Raw genomic sequence first — 26058 nt, forward strand, 5'->3', positions numbered from 1 at the left:
TGATTACATCGAAATGTTTTATAACAGTAAGCGTCGGCATGGTTCTAGCGAACAGATGTCACCGACAGAATATGAAAACCAGTATTATCAACGGCTCGGAAGTGTCTAGATTATCCGTGGCGATTCAGAAATGGGTCAAGTTCTACTTTCAGTAAGGCGTGGAGAATTGGTAGTGTCAACATCAGCATGGGATTACGAATATGAAGGGAATAATATAAAAATCCGAGCTGGGTTGGGGAAGATTTTATTGGATTTGAATCTGTCAGATACCAAAGTGGAAGTGTTGAAAGGGATGTTTTTGGATAAACATCAAGACGGATTTATAGTGGAAAGTGATGGCTCACTGTTAACAAAATGTCATGGTCAAACGATGGTTACCGGAAGGAACAACATTTCACACGGCTTCGGATTCGGTGGATGGGGCATGATAAACTCAGCCTCAGTTCCTAACATTACGCCACCCGGGGGATTTGGATTTTTCTTTCGCTGGTAAATAAAAAACAACCTCAACTGCATGGTTTTAAGACTAAACATATGGCGATAAAGTGGCGATTGAGATGGCGAATAATGGGTAATCAATGGCAAACAGTGGCAATCTATGTCAATGATAAATAATACAATGCATTGATTTTCGGTTGTTCTGGTAGGAACTCATAATCGCTTGCATCAAAATGCCAAAAAAGCCAACCCCGCACTCCCACGGTGTTGGCCCTGTTTTAAAGCAGTGACGATCACAACAGGTTAAAACACGTAACGCATACCCAGCGTAAATTCGTTAGAGACAATATGCGCTTTCATCTGCTCGTCTTTTAAGCCGCGCGCGTTAGTGAAATTGTTATATCCGCTTTCGATCTTACCCATATCGATATAGCGATAGCCCAGGTCGACATACAGACGTTCAACCGGCGTGTAGCTTACGCCCGCTCCTAACGCGTAGGTCAGGTTGCTTTGGGTGGTCGAGGCGTATTCACGTCCGGTGTTACCCTGCCAGCCGCCCGCTTTGATCTTGCTCACGCCAAGCCCTGCGGTGCCGTAAACAGAGACACCGTAACCGAGTTCATAATCACGGTAGACATTCAGCATCAGACGTTCTGTTTCGGTCTGCAGGTGGTTAAAGCTGTTCGCGAATGTGCTGGAGCCGCTGGTGTACTCCGTTTTTTGTTTAAAGGTGTATTCACCTTCGGTACGCCAGCCGTTACCGAACTGGTAGCCTGCGGCAATCGCCGCGCCGCCAAAATGCTCTTTCTCTTTACCGCCCACAAACTGCCCGACACCCGGACGCGCGCTGGTATCCATCTCTTTCGCACGCTGTTCAATCTGCAGGTATTTTGCCGAACCGTAATACCCTTCTTCCGTATTTGCCGCCAGAACGGTAGCCGGGATCATCGCCACAGGCAGGGCGATTAAAAGTGCTTTCATCTTCATCTACACTCCATTGAAAAACAGTCAGTGAGACGAATCATAAGCAGTCCCGAAAGGGCAAACTATTAGGATGAATACGCGTTTTACCTGGTAATTTTACGTAGGGATTTGTCTCGTTTTTAGTACCGTTCCTTTTTATTTCAATCCGTTACCGGTTGAGGAAAACGCAGCAGGACAATCGCGCCATCGGTGGGCACCGATTCCAGTTCCGTCACATCCAGCGCGGTGTTTTCCGGCAAGCTCAGGCTATCGACCGTAATGCGGTTCACGCGCCACGGCGTTAAGTAACTCACCAGCAGCTCGCCTCTGGCATTGGTTGTGGAGCCAAACTGGTTATAGAAGCCAATGCCCGGCGAGTCCGGCACGTCCACCAGCGCAGCGGTGCTGCCGAGCTGTTGGCCAAGCGTCACGCCGCCTGCGTGTACCAGAATGCTGCCGCTGGTGTCGGCATGATAATCACGGCGCGCTCCGCCGCGTACCATACTGAGGTTCAGCTCGCCCGCGTTGTACTGATAGCCCAGGCTCGCAGACAACTCATCATTGCGGTGTAGGTTATGCGTCGCCTGCAGATCGTAACGCAGGCTGTAATCACTCAACGCCGAACCGTACACATTCACTCCATGACTATCTTCCCCCCGGCTGGCGAGCTCGGTGATATAGCCGACATTACTCGTCGTCCCCCAAAGGGATAAAGGCACACTGATGTTGAAACCCACGGTGGTTTCATCCGGGTTTTTACCGTAGCGTTCATAACCGCCGTACAGGCTGACATCCACGTACTGTAAGGTCGCATCCAGGCTCAGCGTCATCCCCATGCTGCCTGCGTCAGGTTCACGTGACTTCAACCCGTGCCACGACAGGCTCAGGCTGGCATCCTCGCCAAGATTCTGGTTAAGCTCCAGCTGCCCGCGCAGCGCCCGCCGGGTGACGTCATCGTCCCAGCCGTATCTCAGCAGCTCCGCCCGCGTGATTTTTTCTTCCAGCGATCGGTAATGTTCATTACGTGGATACCACTGGAGCTGAGCGGTGAGGCTGGTTTCGGTCGTAAAGAACGCTTTGGCATAGCGCAGACGCCACACCTTGCCCCGTTGCGTCTCCGCCTCTTGCGTATAGCGAGCCGCGCTGACATCTGCGGAAAACGCCCCCCACCGCCCGATGTTAGCGCCAAAACCCGCGACCTGGCTGAAATAGTGCTCCCCTTGCTGAAGCCCGGCAAACACGGTGACCTGCGGGGCAACTCCCCACGAGAACGTACTCTGCCAGAAGCGATCCTTGTCCCTGTCGATACCGTGAAAAGGCTTATACCGACCGGCGGCCAGTTCGTAGCTAAAGAGCCCGTGATGCACCAGATTGGGCATGCTGGAATAAGGCAGCAGGCGGGTACGCTCCGTACCGTCGCTCTCCTGCACCGTCAGTTCCAGGTTGCCGTCCGGGTCCGGTGGATAAAAATCGCGAATGGTAAACGGCCCGGGCGGGACGTGAATACGGTAAACACGTACCCCGTTCTGGTGAATGGTGACTTCCGCCTCTGTGCGGGCATAGCCGTTGATCCATGGGGAATAGGGTCGCCAGCTATCAGGGTACATCGCCTCGTCACTGGCGAGTGATGCACCGCGAAACGCCAGGCTGTCGAACATATTTGAAGAGGTATTGCCGTCGCCCAGGCTCACACGCGAACGCAGCGGCGTGATGCTGCGCCAGAGCGACATCGCATTGGTGTACGAACCGTGTTGTCCCTCTTTTTCACGCCAGAAGGTGTTTTGATAACGCAAACGCCAGGGGCCCGCATTAAGGCCGTTGTCCAGGCTCAGCGTGGCGTCAGTACCGGAACGCTCCCAGTCATACTGCGCCTGGCTGTTATCCGCATCCAGACGATAGTTGATAAACAGTGCGTTGATGCCATCATCCCAGCGGCTGGTGCTGACGCCGTTCTGCTGCGGGCTAATGGCGTCTGTCGGGAACAGAAGCGTCAGCAGTTGCGCCTGCGGGCGATACCAGTATTTGAGGTTAAACTGCTCTGCAGACTGTGGTGTCAGGCACCCTTTGGCATCCCAGACCAGACGCGCAAGCACCGCGTCACGTACGCCCCACTCCTCCATCAGCGGCTGGCTAAGGCAAGGCCCTGAGGCAGACACCTCAAACGAAATCGCCCCTTTATAGAGGTTATTGAGGATCACCCACGTCTTTTGGCTTACCGCACGACTTTCTGCCATGGCGAACAGCAGCATAAAACAGAGAAGACGGAGTCGCATCATGATGGCAGGCAGCGCAAAAAGGTGAAGAGGCTCACGCCCCCTCACCTGTTTTACAAAAAAGCGTTATTTCTGCAGGGAGGCAAGCGCGGCGCGTGCGCGGCTCAGCTCTTGCTGAATGCTGCTCAGATCGCTCTGTTTTTCAGCCAGTTTGCGCTGGTATTTCGCCACTTTCTTGCTGTCGCCTTTGGCTTTCGCTTCACGCAGATCGGCCTGAACCTCGGCAATATCTTCGCGCTTCTCGGCCAGTTTCTTCTCCAGCTTCTTCACCTCTTTTTGCGCGTCAGCCTGTACGCTTGCCGGGGTGCAGTGCGCTTTCACTTCAGCCAGCGCTTTTTTCAGGCCGTTGACCTTGTAGGTATTACCGTACTGCTGGGCGATACGGATCTCTTTTTCCAGTGCCGCGGCTTTGGCAGAGCAGCTTTCTGCCGCCTGGGCGGTGGTGAACATACCAACAGAAGCAATAACGGCCAGCGCGGATACGAGTTTTTTCATCGGGATATCTCCTTTATATGTGAACGTCCTCGAATAAAAGAGTACCCCGGCGGACGGGAAGCTTACGCTGTACGCCCGTCCTCATTCTGCTGTAGGACGGTCTCGCCCGGTTGTAGTCCCGTCTCGCGCCAGCGCTGTAATGCAGCCCTTAATGCCTGAATCTCCTCCTCAAGCTGACGGATGCCGCCGCTGTCGGCAGCCTGCTCCTGCTCCAGACAGCGCGCCTCAAGCGCCGTCATACCGAGCAGTTGAATACCGCCCCGCAGTCGGTGCAGCGCGTCCTTCAAGGGTGTACCGGGGTCCTTTCGCCACAGCGCAATATCGCCCAGCGTCTCCTCCAGCACGGTCATCTGCAAATCCAGAAACGTTGCCAAATGCTCACCGTCCAGCAGTGCTGGGGGTAGCGAGATGGAATATGGCGAAGCAACCGGCGATTTACCGGAGGGGGCCAGAGGGGCAAGCAGATTTTCCAGCGCAACCAGCGTGACCGGCTTGAAGATACAGTCGCGCATGCCTGCTTCCCGCGCCTCATCCCGCACGGATTCACGCGCGTCCGCCGTCATGCCAAACACCGTGACACTGGGGTAATGTTCATTGATGATGCGCGACAGGGCATAGCCACTCATCTCGGGCATGTTGCAGTCGGTGATCACCGCGTCCGGCTGTCGGATTGCCAGGCTCTCAAGCAGCTTTGCCGGGCTGTCGTGCTGGGTGACCGCATGCCCCAGCCACTCAAGCTGCTGGGTAAGTAGCATCCGCCCGACCGGATTATCGTCTACCACCATGATGATCAACGCTGCGCGTTTGCCGGGTGGCACACAAGCTTTAGTCTCTTTCTCTGGCAGTGCGGCCATGACGGGCAGCCTGAGCGTCACCGTGACCGTTGTCCCCTCACCCGGCACGCTATTCAGCGTGAGATCCCCTTCCATCATGTCCGCGAGCTGGCGGCAGATATAAAGCCCCAGCCCGCTGCCCTGCGCCCGGGTACGGCTCTCCCCCTGACTAAAAGGCTGGAACAGACGCTGTTGCGTCGCGATATCAATCCCCTCGCCGGTGTCTGCTATTGTCAGCTCCAGCAGCATAAACTCGCCGTTCTGCCATTGCGGCTGCGCCCGCAGCATCACCTGACCGTGGTCGGTGAATTTAATGGCGTTACCCAGCAGGTTGGTGACGATCTGACGAAAACGCATCACATCGATCAATACGTCCCCTTTCAGGGCGGTATCCATTTCCAGCAGCAGCTTCAATGATTTCTGCGCCGCCAGCCCCTCAAACTGCGACACCGTTCCTTCAATCAGGTTTCGAAGCGAGGCGCGCTCCGGGCGGAGCACCAGACGGCCGGACGCAATACGCTCCACATCCAGGATATTCCCGATAAGCAGCAACAGCGACTGCGCCGCGTCCCAGGCGACCCGTATCGACTGCGGGTTTTGCGGGGCATGGTCGGGACGTTTCATCACCAGCTCCAGCATGCCGATAATGGCGCTGACGGGCGTGCGAATTTCATGGCTCATGGTCGCCAGAAAGGCGCTTTTTCCCCGACGGGCTCGCTCTGCGCGCTGTTTCGCCGCACGCAGCGTCTGAATGAGCTTGCGGATGCGCGCCTGTTGGATGCGCCGCCGACGGTAGATCCATCCTGCCACCAGCGCCAGCAAGGCCAGACCGGCGGCGGTGAACGTCACCAACCACGTTATCGACAGCGCCGACGTCGACACAGAGGCAAACGCATTGCCCGTATTGCTGCCGCGCGTCAGAGCGTGGAGATCTTCCGGCGGGATGTTGATCAGCGCTTTATTCAGAATGGTGATCAGAGGCCAGGCCTGCCGCGATGCGCCAAAGGCAAAGCGCAACGGTTCGGCATCGATGCTGGCAAGAATTTTCAGTGAGGCAAATTCTTTGCGGGTGAGCTGGGCGTTGGCAATGATCAGCGGCACCACCATCATGTCGTTTTTATCCTTCACCACGCTGTTAAAACCCTGCCACCAGGTATCGACCTTCGCCGTCTGGCCGCTATTTTGTCGGCCAAGCCAGCCATCTGGCGCTTCACCGCGCAGGCTCACCACGCGGGGCTGAAGCGCCTCCTTCCCCGGGAGCGCACGTCCAACCATAACCCAGGAGTTATACAACCAGGTTCGGGTGGTGAGGAGATCCGCCTGCCAGATCCCCTCCTGCGTGACGCCTGCAATCAACTCGGCCTCTCCGCGATTAATGGCCCTGAAGGCGGCGGCCTGGCTGGGATAACGGCGGATTTCAAAGGTAAACCCGGTACGCAGGCGAAGCGCGGTCAGCAGATCCGCCAGGATGCCGCGCAGCTGCCCGCGCTCGTTGAAAAAGGCAATGGGGGCGTTATCCTGCGCCACCGCGACGCGGATCCGGGAATGTTCTTTGATCCATTTATGTTCGAGCGAGGTGTAACGCGGTGGCTCTTCGCTCAGGGAGAGCGGGATCCCCCCGCTCCAGCGACGGTGGATCTCCACGCCCGCGTTCTCCGGCAGCGCCGTCAGCATCTTGTTGAGGATCGCGATCCAGACCGCCATCTTTGGCATCGCGGCGAACGAGAATCCCGACGCCTCGAACGTGTCCGCCACCGGACGAATACTGAGATTGCTTAAATTGGACTGACTCGCCAGATAGCGCGCGGTGATCGCATCGCTGAAGAACAGATCGATTTCGCGAAACGCCAGCGCCTCCAGCGCATGCCGCGTGGAGGAGAAATTCACAATGTCAGCCCCCGGATAACGGGCCAGCACGTCACTGCTGCTGTAGACAGGCGAAACGGCGATCCTTTTCACCGGCTCATCGGGCGAGGCATCGGTATTCACCACTTCAACCGGGATGTTGTCGCTGTAGGGCACACTCAGCATCAGCCCCTGTTGTTGCTGGCTATCCCCTGCCTGAGGCATAAAATCCGCCTTGCCTGCCCGCAATGCTGACAAGGCATCGTCATAGGTGGGATAACGCACCACCTCGATCTCCACGCCAAGGTTTTCTGCCACCAGCCCGGTGAAATCCGCATTGATACCACCGTAATCATTCAGCCCGGTGGTGATGTCGTAAGGGGGCATCATCGGCTCCCAGACCGCCAGACGGATTTTGCGGTGTTCGCGCACCCAGCGCCATTCGCTACCGCTGAGTCCCGGCTCGATCACCTTTTCATGGCTACGCGCCAGCAGGCGAAGGGATTCCCCCGGTTGCGTGGCGCACACGGTAAAGGCAATACAAAAAAACAGGATAAAAGTAACGGCTCTCACGTCTCTGGCTCTGAAGTATCAATAAGTTCGAAAAGTTGTTCAAAATGCGCAAAGCCGCTTTTTTTCATCATTCGCGCCTTATAGGTGCTGATGGTTTTGTTGCTGAGCGCCAGCCGGTCGGCAATCTCCTTGTTGCTTTTGCCCTGCTTCAGATAGTTCAGCACCGCGATTTCACGATCGGAGAAACTCGCCAGCAGCGCCCGGCTATCATGTTGTATTTCAGTAGCCTCGACGATTTTCGTGAACGTCTCTTCCGGGAAACAGTGATAGCCGTCCAGCAGCAGCTGGCAAACCGGCTCGACGCGCTCCAGCGCCAGGCTTTTATTGATAAACCCGCTCGCCCCGGCCTTCAGCGTACGCAGTGCGTAGATCCCTGCAGGCTGGTTGGTATAAACCAGCACCCTGAGCGCAGGGAAGTGGTGCTTGATACGCGGGAGAAGATCCAGCCCGTCAGCGTTTTTGAGTTCCAGATCGAGGATCAGCAGCGACGGCTGTTCCCGATGCAGCAGCGCCAGCAGGTTCTCGCCGGAGGATGTCGTCACGGTAAAATCCGGATTTTTTTCCAGCAGCACCTTGAGCGCAAAGCAGATTGCCGGATGGTCATCCACAAGCAGTATTTTTGTCATTGGTGTTTATTCTTTCCTGAGGCATTAACGGCTCCATTACACGCTTTAGACCATAGCCTACCACGTGTTGAATCAGGACAAGGTTTGTCTGGTTTGAGAATAATTCAGAAAAAATACGAAATACACGACCACAACCTACTTTTCATTAGGCATAATGATTTAAATAAATGGGTTTGGAATTTAAATGCCGGATATAACAGGGTTGGTTTCATGCAGCAAAACGTTAAACCTGTCCTGTGATGAAAAAGGTTCTGGAAACCTCAGTCACAAACTCGAAATCACTTATCAGGCCATGAGAATGACTCAGAAAAACAGGCGGAACAGAACTTTCTTTCCTTTCAAAACAAGCAGTTTGGATACTTTGTATTTTTGTTTTATCATCCTTACCCTCAATTAATGAGAGCAGGAAATGCATACCATCCGAATGGATGGTGAGCGTTTTTTGATTATCAACATCTACAATATTAACGCTTCCCGTATTCCTCCTGAGCTGATGAAGAGCATCGTAAACATCTGACCATAAGGGGAAGTCCTTTTTACTTAAACCTGTATTTGCGCAAAACAGGGAAAGCTTCATTTTCATCGTTTGTCCTTTAACAATGTTGTTTGCTACGTATTTTAACATGGAAGATGTACAATCCAGAGCAGGATAAAGTGATGTCGCTGGCAAATTACACATTTTAGGAATTTTATGGTAAACCGGGCATAGGGGGCGGGGTAATCAGAATGACAACTACTAACAAGCCCGGCAACGTGTAATGAGAGTAAATGTAACAATTGATATAGGATTTCCAGCACGGAGGCAGGGATCATTCAATGATATTGTTCAAAAATATTTTCCGAAGCTACTTCGCCATTCCCATAATTATTTTTATCAAAAGCTAATTTTCATACAGATAACATCCCGGTTTTAAAACCGGGACTGTTTTTATACAAATGCTATTTCTTCAGCAAGCGCGGGAGTTGATTCTTTAATTCCATGATACACGTATCCATATATTTTTGGGTTTCAATCGTCACCTTCTTATAATTATCACGTTCCCATTCTGACAGATTCGCTTCCACAGGAACGGGGGAACATTCAGCTACAGTATACGCGGAAAACATATTCCCACCCTCAGGTTTCTTATAGAAAAGCACCTTATATTTCAACTGATAAACGGGAGTGGTTGCTGTAGCATCTTTAAAAATTAATGCCCAGGTAGCATGGCCAATATTGAGTTGTTCTTTATAAACATAACCGCTGGATTGGGAGTCCATCCACTTACTGATACTTTTCTTTGCACCTTGAACAAGATAGGTATCAGTAGGATTTTTGATCGACTCGATGATTTCCCCTTTATAATTTTCTTTATCAAAACTGCTGGGTTTTATATTTCCGGTCAACACAGACAAAACGGCCAACCCTTTTCCTACAGCGTTATGAGTCGGAGTAACTACGCGTAGTGAATTATCTGCGATACGATTATTGTTAAGATCTGCCTGTGCTGACACAGCCATAATCTCAATTGAACTACCATTGGAAGAGGTTACTGTTTCAGGCTTTATTTTGCTGGCACAACCCGTTAGCGCTACAACAAATAGTAAAGTAGTTACTGTGAATGTTGTTACTTTCATTTTCTTTCCTTGAGATAAAATAATGAAGGAGAATATCCTTCTGCTTGCTTACGCTTACCGCTCTTTCGTACTTAGTTCAGGCCTAATTCGGCGTTCCCCTGCATACTGCAATATCCACTGCCGTTAAATTTCGGCAATCTGTGAGTGATCCAGAGCAGATACGGGAATTTCGAGTAAAGCCTAATAGTTTAAAAAAGAAGATCCCGACATACAGGCCGGGAGCTTCCTGGTTACCACCATTTAGGATAGTCGCTAAATGCTTCATATATAGTGCGCGTTGATTCTTCAGTTAGTTTTTCCTTTCCCTGGAAGGATGTAACATTTCCCTCCAAATCCTCTTTGGCGCATGACCATTCTAGCCAGCCTTGAGAAGAAAATACCCGCAACTCGAATAAATGGTTCATATCTTTAAGTATTGCTACATCACCCCTTTTCATATTATCGATAAACCTGTCAAACTCCTGACATTATATCCAGAACTGAGAGTTTACCTCGCAGCTATAGCAAAATTTCCTTACCCGAATAGTTACACTAAACTTCATGGAGGGAATATTCCCGTCAAGCTCCATACGTCAAGAGTAATATTTATAGGGCTATTAATTTCTATATCCATTTAATGTAAACCCAAGTATCGACATGAATGATTGTTAGCAACTCGCCAGCAGCGGGCATTGTATGTAAACGTAACTACTGATAACGCTCCCACCTCGACAGTCGGGAGCTTTCATTTTTTAGTGAACTTTTGGCAAATAAAATAACTTTTCGGCAACTCTACGCTCTAAATCACTATTTCCATTCAGGCACATATAATCAGTAGCAACCCAATGTAGATAGTGAAAAATGTCTTCGATTTCTTTTCCCACATATAACATATCACAGATAGGCTGCACATATGCATCATATTCATCATCGGCCTCAATGAGGTCGCTGATACCTAAAGGATCCCACTCATGTAATAAAACAGCCTTAACTTGGTTATATAAAAAGCGATCATTCATTTTGTCGGTGCTCCTGGAATTACTGTTACAACATCTCCTGTATTAGAGTTAATAATTACCCGCAGATTGTTTGTTGCATCGTAGTACCCCATAGTTCCAGACTTTGTTGAATAAGTATTCCCTGTCTTAATAGTATTTTCTACTGCTGAAGGCGGAACACCGCGCCCTTGCATACGATCAACTGTATGAGCTGAATATTTTCGCTCTCCAATTGCTGCTGGCGAGTTAGAACCTTTGGTATTCATGGGATTACCATTTCTACCAGTAGGATTGTAAGCACCTCTGGATCCTCCACCTTCAATCAGCGGGTTATCACGACAATCCCAAGGGGTTTCCGCACACATCACGCTCTTTAGAGAATTATTCTCAATAAAGAGTCATTTTTGCGGCCTGTGAATGTGGGATATTATTTCAAAGTATTTCTTAAGCCGAGATAAATATCCAACAACCTTTTAACATTCTCTTCATCGACAGCTTGATTCGTGTAATCAAAAATAAAATAGTGAGCATTATAATGATTCATTAAGAATAATTTCCGACTATTTTTTACACTATACTCAACTTCATATATATTTTTACCAAATAATGAAACATTATCTTCAATAGTAAACTTTACTTTCTGCGTTACATCTTTTGGCTCCCACGTCAAAAAACCCTGATACAAATCAATCCATGTCTGAACATTTTCTTTTGTCACGTAACCAAAGTGGCTTTCGACGTTTCCACCATTATAAATAACCATCGATGCATATTTACCCTCATCTTGCAAACGCAGGATGGCATCTACACCTCCTTTCCATTTTGGCATACTGACAACTTCAACTTTCACCCCTGTTTTATATTGTGTCCACTCGTAAAACAGACCAGGTTTTCCTGGTGATGAGCATCCAACGGTCATAAATATAAACAATGCAATCAACATTTTTTTCATAAAGTTTAATATCCTTATTTTTAGTGTTCAGGCGAACCATTTTGGGTTTCGTACCCACTATCAGTAATGGCTAAAGCAATCCTCAGTCGTAAAAGCACAGATATTCTCCTTGTTTTTCATTTACCCTTTGATGTTAAAGAGCATACTCTTGCATTACCACCTGTTATTCCAGCAATTTATCTTAAGCCTCATTAGTTGGAAGAGACAGGGTTCAGCACCGACACGCCGGTCACGGTCAGCGTGGAGCAGGAACGACTGGTGATCGAGCCGGTTAAGGGCTGACGGGTAAAAAGAAGATCCCGCTACTAAAGGCGGGATCTTCTTTTACTGATTTAACAATTTTCTCTTAGCCTCATTTAACGCATTCTGAAGCCAGTCAAAGTTTACTGAATTAATATTAGATGCAAATTCAACTTTTAGATCATCCACACCATTTTCTTGTTGTAAAAGAGCAATAAACTCGTCATTCAGATAAATCTCAGCTATTAGATTCTCATAATCGACATCACTCGCAATTACTATTTTTAAACGATCTTTACTATTCATAATTAAGGCTCCAAAAATCCACGGAAGTTACCTTGAGGGTCGAATCTGGCGCCACGCCCATCAGGGGCGATGACATCAAACCCTCCAAAACGATTTCCTTCTTTTACAGAAGCTCCTGGCGCTTTAACTATCTCATCTAATATTTTCTGCCCCTGCTCATTCATTTGAGCAGGAGTGCCTTTAGCAGCAGGATAAGCACTTCCTTCGCGGCTACCGTGTTTTTGTAATGCCCTGCCTGCAACGGTGAAATTGCCAGACTTAGCTGCTGAGTCAATATTAGCTCCAGTTTTAGAAAGCGAATTTAATTCAAGCTGACCAAACTTACCGGCATTAATTTTTCCAATATCTGATGAGAGATTTTTCGCTGCATTAGCCGCTAACGCTTCGGCTTTCGCCGCCGTCGCCTCCGCTACCGACTTACCGATGCCTACCGCACCGCCAGCACCAACACCACCCGGTACGATAGCTTCTGATACCTGTATTCCGGCGCTGTTCAGACACAGCACAACATTTCCAGCGCAGGCCTGTATTGCAGCCTGAGCCGCTGCCGCTATTTCCGGCGTTGCTGCTGCCAGTACTCCACCGCCAAGACCTGCCGGAAGTGCCACCATCAGCGCATCATTCATCGCCAGGCCTTTTTGACAGGATGCTGAACCGGGATCAGTGCTACAGGATGCTATATTCTTGCCATGCTCCTGCACAAACTTCGTCTGGGTATCTTCGTTACCACCCAGAAGATTATTCTCAGACGAGTTCTTCCCGGCCTGCCCCCCCGCCATCGCCGACGCCGTGCTGTCTCCAGCAAGCCCGCCAGCCATCCCGGCCGATATCGTTGCCAGTGCACTGACCGTCTGCTTCTGCTCCTCGCTCAGGTCGCTGACCGCTTTACCCGGATACAGCATACCCGCTATCGCGTTCGCCGCAAGCTCTCCCGTCGCCGCGCCCGCAGCCCCCGCTGCTGCATTGTTCCCCTGCAGCGCCGCAACCGCACCGCCCAGGATGGCATGCGCAATGGTTTTCGCTGCCGTATTGTCATCGATCCCCATGCCGTGACCAATACGATACGCCAGCTCCGGCGCGGATGCCCCCGCCAGTGCTGCAGTCAGGTCGCTACCCGCCAGCCCCTGAAGCGCGGCCGTCGCCGCCTGGATACCCCTCTGCAGGTCGCTACCCGTCCCGTATTTTGCCGTCGTGGTCTTATATGCATCGGTCTCGCGCAGGGCATTCTGATATGCGGCTTTAACCTCGTCGCTGGCATCCGCCCCCGGCTCGGTTATCCCTTTATCTGCAAGCTGTTTTCTGCCTGCGTTCAGCCCGTTTATTTCCCCCTGCGTGTTCGCAATATCCACCACCTGCGAGCCAATCTCACCAATCAACTGCACTTCCTGCAGGCGCTGCTGCTCCTTCTCCTTGTCAAATATCGGGCTGATGCTGCCGTTCGCATGCTCCGCATCGCGGCTCAGGTCAGCCACATCCTGCTTCTGGTTCTCCTTATCGCGGATGATGAGCGTCCCTTCGCTCACCGCCGCCTGTGTTGTCCCTTCCGCGTGACCGCTGTTACCGCCTCCGGCCAGCAGAGCGTTCGCCATATTCCCGGCAAACTGCTTGCCGATGCTGCCGCCCGAACTGATACCCGCGCCCTGATGCTCCGTCTTAAAATCCGCCTGGTTGTGGATATCGCTAAAGCCCAGCGTGCCCGTATCTAGACGGTTTTTATCCGCCGTCGCCGTGGAGGCAATCACCCCGCCGTCGAGCTGCGTATGGTTGCCCACCGTCACGTCAAACCCGCCGCTGCCTGCAAACAGCCCGCTCTGCTCCTGCACCGAGTCGTAGTCGCTGGTCATTTTGTCGCGGCTGACATTGATGCTGCCGGAGAAACCGCCTGCACCAAAGGTGTAACCCGCACCGCCGCTGACGCTGTTCTGCTTGCTGTTGTAGTGATCGCTGTCCTGGGTGCTGGCAATCGTCAGGTCGCGCCCGATATCCGCCACCACGGTTTCGCCGCTCACCTGCGCCCCGGCGATCGTCGCGTCGCGCCCGGTGTTGATGGTCACGCGGTTACCCGCATCCACCGTGGTCTCGTTCTGCCAGACACCGTTGCCCTTCTCGTGCCCCTTGCTGCTGTTTGCGTTCGCCGAGATGCTGATGCCCGCCCCACCGGAACCGACACCCACTCCAACACCCAGGCTGCCACCGCTGCTGCTGTTTTTACCCGTTGTCTGCTGCGTGTCCTGCGAGGCAATCAGGTTGACGTCCCGTGCTGCATCAAGCGTCACGTCCTTCCCGGCCTTAATCTGGCTTCCCGCCACGGTGATGTCGCTTCCGGTGGCTTTTATCGTGACGTTATTGCCTGCACTCAGGGAGCTGCCCGTGGTTGTTTCGCTCTCCATGTGCGATGAGGATTTGGACGACTGTGACCCAATCGACGCGCTGACGCCGATGGTGTTGTTATTGCGTTTGTCAGAGTCGCCCTTCACCTGGTCCAGCGCCACGGCCTGTCCGGCCTGTACGCCTGACAGCGCCGCCTGCGTACCCTGCAGTGCCGCCAGACGTGAGTCGCTGCTCTGCTTCGCGCTCTGGGCCGTGGTGACCGCGTTATTCACCGCACTCCCCGCCGCCCCGGACAGCGCCACCGTCAGCCCGCTGCTCTTCTGCTCAAATTTCTCATCGCGGGTGCGTTTGTCATGCCCCGGCTCAATCACCACGCTGTCACCGGTCAGGCTGATATCCTTCTGTGCGATGATATCTGCCCCACCGATATGCGCCTGTTTGCCCGCTGTAATGCTGACGTTGCCGCCCGTCGAGCCGACGGTGCTGAAGCTCTCGCTCTGGGTGGTACCCTGCTCGCGAAGATCGTGGGTGGACTTGCTGCTGCCGATGGTGAAGCCAATGCCGCCCGTGCCCATCAGGCCGGACTTTTTGGTCTCCTTAAAGCGCCAGGCCGTGTCGGTGTTGGTCGCCGCCACGATGTCCACATTGTTGCCTGCGGAAAGGGCCACATCGCCATCGCCAGCGACCGCAGAACCTAACACCCGCAGGTTGTTACCCGCCGACACCGTCACATTATCGCCGCTCAGCAGCGAGCCTTTCTCCCGTGTCGCGCTCTCTTCCTCGATGGTGTGGGTGGTCTTTTTGCTCAGGAAGCCGCTACTGGTTTTAGTTTGTTCCCGATAGCGGTAATCGCTCTCCGTCGCCGTCGTCAGATTTACGTCGCGGCCTGCCGCCACGCCGATATCGCCCTGCGCTGTCACGTCAGCTGCCTGCGCGGTTACGTCGCGCCCTGCGAGGATCACCGTATTCCCCCCGCTGGCAATCTCCGTACCCTGCTGACGAACAGATTCGTCAATGGCGGTTTTTTTCTTCGCCTGGCTGCTGGAGCGTTCCATCGACGCTTCCGCCAGCAGGTTCACATCCCGACCGGCCTGAATGCCCACATCGCCTTCCGCCGCTATCGCTGCCGCACGGGCATTCACATCGTTACCTGCCTGCAGGGTGAGGTCATCGCCCGCGCTCAGGGTGCTGCCCTGATGTGTGACGGACGCCGTCTCCGTGGTCGCGCGGTTGCGCCCGGCGCGTCCTTCGCTGGTCACAATCTCGTTGGCGGTGATGTTGATATCATTCCCCGCCGCCATTCCCAGGCTGCCACCCGCCGACACGTTTGCGCCGGTCACGTTGATATCCTGTCCGGCGCGCATCGTCAGCCCGTCGGTGGCGGTGATGGAGGCCGTCTTGCCGACATCGGTGCCACTGAAATGCACATTTCCCGCATCGACATTCCACTGCTGTGCGCGGGTGATGTTGTTAATGCTGCCCGCGACGCTCTCCAGCCCTACCGTTTTGCCGCTGATGGTGGATCCGATGTTATTGATATCCCCCAGCGCGCTCAGGTTCAGCCCGCCACCTGCGCTCAGCAGCCCGGCGTTGAGGTTGCTCAGGCTGTTGCTGCTGTCGATTGAGAGCCCATTCTGCGCCGCAATTGTACTGCCGCTGTTAATGACGTTACCGCCCGCCAGCTGGACGTTATTGCCGCTAATCACGCTGCCGCTGTGAACGGTGACATCCTTCGGCGACAGGTAGACTTTCGGGATCATCACCGTCTGACCATTGATGGTCGCTGACTCCCACCAGAGCATGCTTTTATCGAGCGCGGCAACCTGCTCAGCCGTAAGCGCCACGCCGAATTTCAGCCCCAGCGTTTTTTGTTGCTCTGCGGCGCTGTCCATCAGGTAGCGCATCTGATCGAGATCGGAGCCGATGCCATTGATATAGCGGCTACCGGTCTGGTTCAGAATCGCGTTGCTGACGTAACGGGTATCAAACGCCGCGTCGCCGAGGAACCGGTAGTCGCGATCCGGGTTCAGGCCGAGCCTGTCCAGGAAATAGGACGAGCCAAGGAACTGGTTCCGATCGGTATACGCGCTGTTGGTTTCACGCGGTGTGGCACCGGGTGTTATGCCAAGCAGGTCATACAGTCCATTAAACAGGCTGTCGTCCATGTTGCCGAGTTCATCGAGCTTCGGGTTCACCGTAATCAGATACGGGCTATCGGGATCGGTGGATGGAACAAAATAGCCGTTGTTGCCGGACGGCAGTGGATAGTTACCGCTGCTGCCGTTTTGGTCGGAGAGCGATGAACCGCCGGAGATATCTTTCAGGGCGTCAGTGATATTGCCCAGTTGTTCAGGGAAACGAATGTCCGCACTGCCACCTTGTGCCAGTGATTCACTGTTAAGGCCCTTACCAATAGCTTCAGGCGAGAGCGTATTCAGCGTTGGGGCATCAATCGTATTACTGAACTCACCCGAATTTGCGGTGACGTTAGTATTGCTGATATCACTCGTAAAGTTTGCGCTAACGTTACCGCCAGCACTGATGACTGAGCGGTATACACCGCCATCAGCCACAAATTCGGTTGTGCGTTCACCGAGGATATAAGGCACCCAGCCATACCAGCCGTAGTCCTCATCAAACCAGCCCCAACTTCCGTCCGGATATTGTGTCAGAGGCTCCCATTTGCTATCGCTGCAGTCCCGGTAAAACCACTCGCAACGGTATTCAGCCTGAACGTACGTAACGCGGCGTCCACCTTCCGCAGAAAGGTTATTCAGTGTTCCCCCAGCAAGAACGGCATTACGGCCAGCAAGAATATGGCTGGCACGGTTATCCAGCGTTCCGGCATTAATCGTAATATCGCGTCCGGCAGCAATTCGGGCTGAACTGCCAGTGGCGGATACGGAAACCACAGACTCACTCAGCAGGAACTGCCGGATGTCCTCCCCTGTGAGGCGATAATCAACCCTGTCCCTGCACTGACCACTGCCATTAGCACCACTCCCAAGGCACTGCTCATACCAGTCATACACAACCTTACTGCCATCGTTTTTCCAGTCTTCAAGAAGGAGGACAAAATCCGAACGTCTGCCGTTGAGATCATAACTAAAGTAGTGTTCATCTGCGGCAGGAATGGCATCCGGGTATTCCCGTTCAGACTGGCTGACAGTCAGGCCATCGGCTTCATTGAGTAAATGGCCGGTATTAACGGTGATATCACCGCGTGTGGTCTCAATCGTACCGGAGCGGTTAACAACTTCAGCGTTTGCCTCCCCGACTGCATTCTTCTGCATCCAGAGGCTGTTATCCGCAAGAATATCGCCGTATATGTTGTGGATACGTGCAGCAAACAGAGAGATATTATTGCCCGCATAAATCAGCGCCGTGTTCAGCAGCGTACCGGCGGCCGTCATCGTCAGACTGCCCGCTGTACCGGTGAAACCGTTGACGGTGATATTTTCACGTGAGGTAAGCTGCACATCTCCGCCTGCCTGAAGCGAGCCGGACGCATTGAGCAACAGGCTCTGCGCGTTGAAGGTACTGCTACCGTTCCCGGTGGTGAGCGTACCGTTGTTCGTGAACGCTCCGCCAGCACTGAGGGCAATGGCATTGCCCTGCATTACGCCGCTGTTCGTCATGGCATTCTGCGATGAGACAGACAGCGTTTTACTTGCCGCCAGGGTGCCGGTGTTAACGAGCGCGTTAACCAGTTTCAGCGTGGTGTCGCCCAGAGAAACCACATCACCACGGCCGCTGTAATTACGCACGTCGAGCAGCAGCTTATCCCCGCTGTAGAGCTTACCGCTCTCGGTATTATCAAGAGCGTCACCGTTTATCGTAAGCGAAGTGGTGCCTAATACCGTTCCGCTGTTGGTAACGCTCTGGTAATTTGCCTGCAAATCAGCGCCCTGGAGTGTGCCGCTGTTATCAAGCGAGCTGCCGCGCAGTTCTGCGCGTGTCGTTGCGAGGACATTTCCGCCATTCACGGCTTTCACCACATCCAGCAGCAACCTCACCGCCTGAACCAGCCCGCTGCTGCTGTTCGCCAGTTCCGGTGCGGTCAGTGTGAGTTTGCCGCCGGAGAGCATTTTGCCGTCGTTCTGTACGCGGGTGGTGGCCTTCACCGAAGATTCCCCACCGCCCTGCAGCGTGCCCTGATTGTTCAGCGTGGCTGTCGATACAGTCAGCGCATTCTCGCTCAGCAGCACACCGCTGGCGGTATTGTTCAGCGCGCCCGAGGCATTCAGCGTCAGCGCTTCTCCCTGAAGCCGTCCGCTGTTAATGAGTTGACCGGCGGTAACCGTGGTCGCTTTCCCCTGGATTTGCCCGGCGTTCGTTGCATTTTCCACATCAAGCGTCAGCGCGCCTGCGCTGAGCAGTTTTCCTCCGGCCTGGTTATTCAGCTGCGTAAGGGCGACCGAAAGCGCAACAACGCCGGTGATCTCACCGCTGTTGTTCAGGGTACTGGCCCCCAGCGTGAGGTGTTTTGCAATCCACTGCCCGCTGTTTGCCAGCGTCAGTGCTGAGAGCGCCAGTTCTCCATTGGAGGTGATTTTGCTGCCCGCTGTCCCGGTAAGGGTGCTGTCGATTTGCGCATCCAGTAAATTTTCTGCCTGGATCGCACCGCCGTTCGTAAGCGCCTGCGCATGAATAAGTACCCGTTTCCCCTGCCATTGCCCTGCGTTACGCAGATCGCCGCCAGTCACGGACAACTCGCCCGCAGTCAGTAACGATCCCGACGCGTCATTTACCAGCGTCAGTAATGGCGCCGCCATCTCCAGGCGGGCGGCCAGCGTCAGGGCGGCAATCCCGGTCAGCGTTCCGCTGTTCGTGATGGTGTCCTGATGCGCGGTGACGCGATTCCCCTGAAGCGTACCGCTGTTGCGCAGCGTCTTTCCGTTAAGCGAAAGGTCACCGGCCGACAACATATTGCCGCTGTTAACGGTAGTGACCGCATTCAGCGTCCCGTTGCCCTGGCTCATCAGTTCGCCGGTATTGCTGAGCGTTCCAGCGGTCGTAACGTCAAGTGAGCCGGTCGCGAGGGAACTTCCGCGGTTAGTCCAGTCGTGGGAACGGATGCTGACATCCTGTCCCTGGAGCTGCCCTGCGGTAGTCAGCGTGGTACCTGAAAGGCCGAGCGCTCCGCCCGTCAGCGTGCGGGAGCCTGTCAGTAAATTCAGGATTCCGGCGGTCAGTGATAATGCGCTATCGCCCTGTAACAGACCGGCACTTTCCAGGCGATCGGCATTCAGCGTCAGGGTGTTGCCCACCATGCTGCCCGCACTGGACACCGACTGTGCCGTGATGCGGTTTGCACCTTGAGCCAGCAACATCCCCTCCGCGCTGTTCTTCAGCGTCTCGTAATCAATTGCCAGTGAAGTCCCGCTCAGCTCGCCGCTGTTGGTCAGATTTGAACCAGAGAGGGAAAGCGCCGCGTCGCTGGTGATAATACCGGCGTTGTTCAGTTCAGAGAGGGAAAGTGACAGTGCCGACGGGCTGTACAGCACGCCGCTGCTGCGGTTATCCAGCAGACGGGTAACCAGCGACAGCGTTTGTCCGGCGTGGATCAGACCACCGTTAATGACCTCAGGACTGTCGATTACAAGCGCGGAGGCCGTCAGGGTTCCACTGTTGCTGAGATGGCCGGTTTCAACCTTAAGCCCTGAAGCTGATGATTTCCCCGTGTGGTTGAGACTGCTGTCAGCCTTCAACGTCATGTTGCCTTTGGCAGCCTGAGTTCCTTCAAGTTTTGCGTTTTGCACGGCCACGCCGACGCTGTTGCCCTGTGTCTGTGCCGTGGCCGTGGTGTTGAGGCTGCGGCCCTGCACGGTAACGGCGCCACCGGCACTGGTTTCACCAGCAAGCGTGGTATCGGTGTTGTTCAGCGCCACATCCCCGTCGCTGTGGGTCACTGACGTTGCGCTGGCGGTGAACGTCTTCCCTGAGGTGGTGAGCCCCCGGACACCGGAAAGCGTACCGCTGTTGACGATTTGCGCCGCGTTCAGCGTTAGCGTGTCATCGCTGATAAGCGTGCCGCTGTTGTTCAGATTGCCGCTGGCGGTTACGGTGGTTTTCCCTTTCGCGCCGGTCTCACCGGAAATCGTGGCATTGTCTGCGCGGATATCCAGCGTGGAGGCGCTCTTCAGCGCGCCGGAGCTGGTGATATCCGTCCCGGAGACGGTAAGACTGTTGCCCTGAACGGTGCCGGTATTGCTGAATATACCGGTGTTTATCCGGGTATCCGCCACGGCGGCTAATGCGCCATGGTTAGCGAGGCTGCCCGCGCTGACGGCGAGAGATTGTCCGGCGGTTGTGCTGCCTTTCAGTTGGCTGTGGCCAGACGTGGTGAGCGTGATATTCCCGCTGGCATTTGTTGTGCTGCGGCTCTCTTGGGTCAACGTCTGCGCGTTGAGGGCAATCTCGGAAGCACTGAGATTTCCCTGCTGCACCAGTTCGCCACCCTTAACCGACAGTTGCTGCCCCGCCACAACAGAACCGTTAAGCGCCGCGTTTTTCTCAGCATTTACGGCAAGATGACGACCCGCGCTTGCCTGGGCATCTACGCTCTGGATCAGGGTGGTCGCGGCAAGCGTAGCGTCATTTGCCGCCGTGAACGCACCGCCGTTTTGCGTCAGCGTGCCGCGGGTTGTTAACTGAAGGTTGTTATCGGCGGCAACGTGAGCCTGGTCAAGCGTCAGCGCCGTCTGGCCGGAGACCGTGACGTTGCCACCCGCTTTATGGTCCCCGCGTAACGTTACGTCCGCTGCGCTGACCGTGGTGCTGCCGCTGGCAAGGGTGTTTTTCAGCACCACTTTTCCCGCGCTGCTGAGCGCAATATCCCCCTGTCGCGCGTTAAGGTTGCCCAGGTTTACGCCTACCCCCGTTTCACTGGAGACCAGACGGATCCGGTTAGCGTACATGCCGCCCATCGCACCGGTGTCTACCGCGACCTTCGGGGCTGTACCTTCACCTTTTAACGCACTGACGCTGCCATCCGCCGCTACGCGGTTCGCCCCTGCAACGACACGTAAATCTTTCGCATGCAGTTGCGCGTTGATCTCCGTCGCACGGGAGATGATCGACACCGCATCGCTCTGCGAGCCATTGAGGCCCGCGCCCTCGATGGTGACCGCCCCCTGGGTTACATCAAGAGATTGCAGCTTACCGCTGGCATCAAGCACCGGTTTACCTGTGGTGAGGGTCACATTCGGCGTGTTGATAAATCCGCAGCCGTTACAGGTGATACCGTAGGGATTCGCCACGATGACGTTCGCCGCCTTGCCGGCCACTTCGGTATAGCCCTGCAAATTTGAGCGGTTAGCGCCGGTGACTTCGTTGATGATGCCTTTGGCTTCCTGCCCGGCCTTCAGGTTGGGGTTATTCTGGATAAGCCCGCCAAGCTGAGTCTGGTTAAGCTGCCCGGTCGCGTTATTGAGGATCAGCCCCTCTTTCCCGACGTTGTAGTCGTTGTATTTGTTATGGGAAATACCGGACTGGTTCGGCGTGGCGATGTTCACCACCGGCACGCCGTTGGCCGCCTTATCCATCTGCGTATTGCCGGACGGGGTGATGGATGCCGCCACCGCAGGTAACAGCGGCTGCGTTGCCAGCAGAACGCTCAGTAACACGCTCAGCGCGCGCTGTGAAAAACGAACCTGATCCTGTTTCATCATCCCTGTCCCTTAGAAAGCCACTGATACGCGGTAGTAAATCGTGAGGTGATCCGGTGCCAGCCAGTCCGGATACGCCATCGGTGTGCCAACGGTAAACTGGCTTGAATAGCCGCGATGAGCCGTCGTCAGACCAAACGCGGCGCCCCACAGCGTGCCGGAGGCGTAACGGTCAAATCCGTCCTTCTTCAGCCAGCCACCGTCAACTGCTGCCAACAGGCCAACATCCCCCACCCACGGCAGCGTAAAGAGCGAATAATTAAGTTCATTTCGCCAGTAACCGCCGTTATCACCGGAGAGGTACTGCTCTTTGAAGCCGCGCACGGAGGCCTCTCCCCCCAGCGTCAGGCGCTCGCTGCCGTACAGCCGGTCCGGCGACCACTGAAAATAGACGCTGGTCAACCACCACAGCCCGTCAGCAACCGGGCGCTGAAAACTGCCGTTGACGCTCCATTTGCGGAACTCGGCTTTCGGCACATCGCCATGTTTGCCGTTATCATCTTCGGCGCCAAACCACGGCACACCCTGAGTGAAGGTCGGGTTCAGGGTCGCCACGCCGGAGGCAATTTTTTGCGTGTGGTTAAGGCCCAGGGAGAAACTTGAAAGTTTGCGGCTGCTGGTAGCCAGCAGAACATCGTCGAGATAGTTATGGTTGATGCGGTGGGTGATGCCCGCCGACACGCCGGTTTTGATATCGCCATTGCGGAACAGGACCCAGGAGCCATTCAGACGGTGGGTTTCGGTGTCGCCCGTCGAACGCCAGAGCCAGCCGTTATTATCGATGGTGCTGAGGTAGTTGCTCCAGCTGTAGCTGTAGTCCAGCAAGCCGTAGCCATAAGGCACGCTGACCCCGGCGGCAAAATTCTGAGCATCATGGCTGTTCGAAAAATCGCTGCTGCGCCCGCCGCTGATAAACCACTTATCCGCCAGCCCCAGCAGGTTATTGCCGTACAGCGCGCCATTGAGTTGTCCGGTACCGGTACTCTTTTGCCCGCTGTTATCGAAACTCACTGAACCGCTGAGCGGGAATTCAGGCGAAGCCGTCAGATTGACGATTGAATAGCCCTGTCTGTCGCCGGGCAAAATTTCTATTTCAACCGGCGTCTGGCGCACGCGATTAAGCTGCTCCATGCCCTGTTCGATATCGCGCAGGTTAAGAATTTTCCCTTCGAGGCCGGGGAAGGTCATGCTCAGCGTGCGGGCGGGAACCCCTTCAAGCCGGATTTGCTGGAGTTTACCTTCCAGTACCGCGAGATGCAGTACGCCACCAGAGAGATCCTGCTCGGTTAAAAATGCGCGGCTGGTGATATACCCCCGGCTGATATACCAGTCAGAGACGGCGTTGGTCAGGGCGTTGAGACGCGCCATATCAAGACACTGGTTCACCCACGGCGCAACCAGGCGATCTTTGGCTAACGGAGAAAGAAGGGTGGTACCCGTCAGCTCAATGCGCGAGATAACAAAACAGGGACCTTGCGGAGTCGCGGCACTGTCGGGCTGAGCAGGACGCGGTAATACCACGCTGCGCTCCAGCTCTTCACGCTGGCGCTGGTTTTCATCCAGCAGCTGCTGCTGTTGCTGCTGAATAGTATTACGGTCGGCCGGAGACAGGGGGGCCGCCTGCGCAGCACCTGCCAGCAAGGCCATGCCAGCCAGCACCTGTAGTATCGACGTTTTCCCTGTCATCACTGCCACTCCTTGCTAAAAGTCCGTTTTCAGACTTGCCTGTCAAAAAACGCGCAACTTATGTCAAAAAGTAAACAGTGTAAATACACACATTTAATTTAAGGTCTCTTTTGCTGCATTTTCAGAATTTAGCGGGTGACACTGCGTAAATCTAAAGAAATCCCCCATCGCGCCGATCATCATCCGTGTGTATTATTTCCTGTAGCGTTTCCAACAACTAACCTTAACTCAAATACTTAAGCGCCAAAGCGAAAGGCATCATGAGCACACCGATCAAACGGCTAGAAATCATTAAAAATGCCATTGAACTGGAAGATGACGATATCATTCAGAGCCAGCTAACCCGGCTGAAAAATGAAGCGTTTGACGATGAGCTACAGGCAATCGTCGTGGCGCTTGAGCAGAAAAACTACACTGCGGCCATCGCCGCGATCGTCGCGTGGCTACAAAGCCAGCGTGCCGTGACGCCATGGCGCGATCCGCAGGTCGCCGCGAGCAAACTGGAACTGAAAGCGCTGGAAGAGCGACTGCGCGATCTGATTGACCGCCGTAACGCGCGCGTACAGCAGCTTGATGAGTTCAACGATCTCTATTTCTCCCGCCTGGGCCCGCTGATGCAGCAGATCCTCGCCCTGCGTAAAACGCTGGCCGAGCTGAACCTGCGCCGCCAGCAGGCTGAGGCGCGTCGTCGCGAGGAAGACTACCGCCGCTGTCAGCGCTACATGGCCCAGGCCGTGGAGGTGCTGGCAACACTCACCCAGCGCTGGCGCGAACTTCCTGCCGATTCCGTACAGGCAGCCGAGGCGCGTAAGCATCTGCAGCAGCAAAGTAACCTGATTGCCAACCTGCTTGCCGAGGCGCTGGAGCTGGAGAGCGGCTTAACGCGTGAGGAAGAGCCTGCGCGTCAGGCGCGTGACGAGGCCAACGAAGAGTACGAGAAATACCGCGAGCAGCATCAGGATGCCGAAGTGCGTCTGCGTAAAGGGAAAGATCTTTCACAGGAGGATCGGGACGAGCTGAAACGGCTCTGGCGGCAGGCGAGCAAGCTGTGTCACCCGGATCTGGTGGCAGACGATTTGAAAGAAGAAGCCAACGCGATGATGGTGCAGCTCAACCAGGCCAAACAGCGTGGAGACGTCAAAACCATTCGTTCTCTGGTGGCGCGCCTGCAGCAGGGCTTCGAGCCGCTGATGGCCAGCGACAGGCTGAACGATCTGGAGCGCATCCGCAAAAAAATGGCTCAGGTTCGCGAGCAGATCGACACCTTAGTGAACGAGCTGGCAGAACTGGAGAAAGAAGAATCCTGGCTGCTGGTGTCGTCGCTCAGCAATATGGAAGCGTACTTCGCGCAGCAGGAAAAAGCGCTGAACGAGGTCCGCGCCTCGCTCGAACATCAGGTGAGCGAAGCGCAGCTCGATTCAGCAGCGTAATTATTTCGCGTGCCAGTACGCGCTGGCACGCACCAGCTGCTGATCGATAGCCTCAGTCTCAAACAGTCGGCTCAGGTTTTTAACCACCTTCTCTTCCCCGGTCAGCCAGATAAAGTAATCTTCCGCCGGAACGTTCAGCGACGCCAGCTGCTCAACCACCGCCTGCTCGCTGTGGCCGATCACCCAGGTGATGTTGAACGCGCTCAGGTGCGCCAGATAATCCTTGTATGATTCATCCCCGACGGTGACCACCGCGTGAAGTTCCGGGCGTTTCGGCAAGCTGGCGATGCCTTCCAGGCGGCGACGCAACGCCGGCATCCCGGACTCATCGCACACATACAGCTGCCAGGCGTAATCCTCCGGTACCACCAGCGAACCGCGCGGGCCACCAATCGTCAGCCTGTCGCCCACTTTCGCCTCTAGCGCCCACTGGCTGGCAACGCCACCGTCATGCACGAAGAAATCGAGTGCCAGCTCATGCTTCGCGGCGTCGTACAGCGGCGTGTAATCCCGGCTTTGCGGGCGCACGCCGTCGCCCCAGTCAATGCCCTCGTCGGTGACCACCGGTGGCACAAACGTCGTTCCCGGGGCCGGGAAAAACACTTTGGTGTGATCGTCGAAACCGCGGGAGCTAAAGCCCTCCAGCGCTTCGCCGCCTAAAACTATGCGCTGAAAACCAGCGCTTACGCGCTCAACACGGAGCACGGTCAGTTCACGAAAACGCAGTTCGTTACGCACGCGTTGTGGATAGCGGGTGGTTGCCATGTTAAGACCCTTCTCAGGTGAATACGATATATCTAAAT

The 26058-nt window shown here is 54.6% G+C and carries 18 protein-coding genes; 4 read left to right on the forward strand and 14 right to left on the reverse strand.

Annotated elements, in window-relative coordinates; all coding sequences use genetic code 11:
• Together APU11_RS26795 and APU11_RS28380 are read left to right on the forward strand one after the other, a co-directional pair.
• The coding region (locus tag APU11_RS26795) for an IS3 family transposase (protein WP_131729156.1) at nucleotides 1-109 on the forward strand (109 nt) is incomplete at its 5' end.
• A gap of 63 nt (nucleotides 110-172) precedes the next feature.
• Nucleotides 173-493, forward strand: coding sequence for a hypothetical protein (locus APU11_RS28380; RefSeq protein ID WP_131729161.1), 321 nt, complete (start codon nucleotides 173-175; stop codon nucleotides 491-493).
• Between the two features lie 248 nt (nucleotides 494-741).
• Here APU11_RS28380 and APU11_RS11565 read toward each other — a convergent pair whose 3' ends face one another.
• The 10 genes from APU11_RS11565 to APU11_RS11610 all read right to left on the reverse strand — a co-directional run bounded on the left by APU11_RS11565 (nucleotide 742) and on the right by APU11_RS11610 (nucleotide 11592).
• Nucleotides 742-1425: an outer membrane beta-barrel protein gene (locus tag APU11_RS11565; RefSeq protein WP_060578502.1), complete on the reverse strand. Its 684-nt coding sequence runs from the start codon at nucleotides 1423-1425 to the stop codon at nucleotides 742-744.
• Nucleotides 1426-1562: 137 nt separating this feature from the next.
• Nucleotides 1563-3677, reverse strand: a complete 2115-nt coding sequence (locus APU11_RS11570) for a fimbria/pilus outer membrane usher protein (RefSeq protein ID WP_230963115.1) — start codon at nucleotides 3675-3677, stop codon at nucleotides 1563-1565.
• Nucleotides 3678-3740: 63 nt separating this feature from the next.
• Nucleotides 3741-4169 carry a DUF1090 domain-containing protein gene (locus APU11_RS11575; protein ID WP_014833354.1) on the reverse strand — a complete coding sequence of 143 codons (429 nt, stop codon included), beginning with the start codon at nucleotides 4167-4169 and terminating at the stop codon, nucleotides 3741-3743.
• A 62-nt stretch (nucleotides 4170-4231) separates the two neighbouring features.
• A complete protein-coding gene (locus APU11_RS11580; RefSeq protein WP_058651385.1) occupies nucleotides 4232-7420 on the reverse strand; it encodes a transporter substrate-binding domain-containing protein in 3189 nt (1062 codons plus the stop codon).
• On the reverse strand, nucleotides 7417-8046 hold the full coding sequence (locus APU11_RS11585; RefSeq protein WP_058651386.1) for a response regulator transcription factor: 630 nt from the start codon (nucleotides 8044-8046) through the stop codon (nucleotides 7417-7419). The genes APU11_RS11580 and APU11_RS11585 overlap by 4 nt, the downstream gene beginning before the upstream one ends.
• 223 nt (nucleotides 8047-8269) lie before the next feature.
• Complete coding sequence (locus tag APU11_RS11590) at nucleotides 8270-8629, reverse strand: hypothetical protein (RefSeq protein WP_230963070.1); 360 nt, start codon at nucleotides 8627-8629, stop codon at nucleotides 8270-8272.
• Between the two features lie 356 nt (nucleotides 8630-8985).
• Nucleotides 8986-9663 (reverse strand): hypothetical protein, encoded by a 678-nt coding sequence (locus tag APU11_RS11595; RefSeq protein ID WP_058651388.1) that lies wholly within the window; start codon nucleotides 9661-9663, stop codon nucleotides 8986-8988.
• A gap of 731 nt (nucleotides 9664-10394) precedes the next feature.
• Entirely contained in the window at nucleotides 10395-10661 is a 267-nt protein-coding gene (locus tag APU11_RS11605) for a hypothetical protein (RefSeq protein ID WP_058651390.1), read from the reverse strand.
• Nucleotides 10658-10906, reverse strand: coding sequence for a DUF4258 domain-containing protein (locus APU11_RS27985; RefSeq protein WP_072052087.1), 249 nt, complete (start codon nucleotides 10904-10906; stop codon nucleotides 10658-10660). Before APU11_RS27985 ends, APU11_RS11605 begins: the two co-directional genes overlap by 4 nt.
• Nucleotides 10907-11067: 161 nt before the next feature.
• On the reverse strand, nucleotides 11068-11592 hold the full coding sequence (locus tag APU11_RS11610) for a hypothetical protein (RefSeq protein ID WP_023619975.1): 525 nt from the start codon (nucleotides 11590-11592) through the stop codon (nucleotides 11068-11070).
• Between the two features lie 195 nt (nucleotides 11593-11787).
• On the opposite strand from APU11_RS11610, the gene APU11_RS28860 reads away from it, so the two are divergent.
• Complete coding sequence (locus APU11_RS28860) at nucleotides 11788-11874, forward strand: SymE family type I addiction module toxin (RefSeq protein WP_072052086.1); 87 nt, start codon at nucleotides 11788-11790, stop codon at nucleotides 11872-11874.
• A 42-nt stretch (nucleotides 11875-11916) separates the two neighbouring features.
• Here the strand turns inward: APU11_RS28860 and APU11_RS11615 are convergent, their stop codons facing one another.
• Genes APU11_RS11615 through APU11_RS11625 form a run of 3 tightly spaced genes read right to left on the reverse strand, consistent with a single transcriptional unit; the run spans nucleotide 11917 to nucleotide 23825 of the window.
• A complete protein-coding gene (locus APU11_RS11615; RefSeq protein WP_023619976.1) occupies nucleotides 11917-12138 on the reverse strand; it encodes a hypothetical protein in 222 nt (73 codons plus the stop codon).
• A 2-nt stretch (nucleotides 12139-12140) separates the two neighbouring features.
• Entirely contained in the window at nucleotides 12141-22142 is a 10002-nt protein-coding gene (gene cdiA, locus APU11_RS11620) for a contact-dependent inhibition effector 16S rRNA endonuclease (protein ID WP_170955163.1), read from the reverse strand.
• 9 nt (nucleotides 22143-22151) lie between these two features.
• On the reverse strand, nucleotides 22152-23825 hold the full coding sequence (locus APU11_RS11625) for a ShlB/FhaC/HecB family hemolysin secretion/activation protein (protein WP_058651391.1): 1674 nt from the start codon (nucleotides 23823-23825) through the stop codon (nucleotides 22152-22154).
• Nucleotides 23826-24085: 260 nt separating this feature from the next.
• On the opposite strand from APU11_RS11625, the gene APU11_RS11630 reads away from it, so the two are divergent.
• Entirely contained in the window at nucleotides 24086-25255 is a 1170-nt protein-coding gene (locus APU11_RS11630; protein ID WP_045293638.1) for a DNA repair protein, read from the forward strand.
• On the opposite strand, the gene APU11_RS11635 is transcribed toward APU11_RS11630, so the two are convergent.
• On the reverse strand, nucleotides 25256-26020 hold the full coding sequence (locus tag APU11_RS11635) for a siderophore-interacting protein (RefSeq protein ID WP_058651392.1): 765 nt from the start codon (nucleotides 26018-26020) through the stop codon (nucleotides 25256-25258). It lies immediately after the preceding gene.
• Nucleotides 26021-26058: the final 38 nt, after the last annotated feature.

Source organism: Enterobacter sp. 50793107 (genome assembly GCF_001463365.1).
Taxonomy (GTDB): Bacteria; Pseudomonadota; Gammaproteobacteria; order Enterobacterales; family Enterobacteriaceae; genus Enterobacter; species Enterobacter cloacae.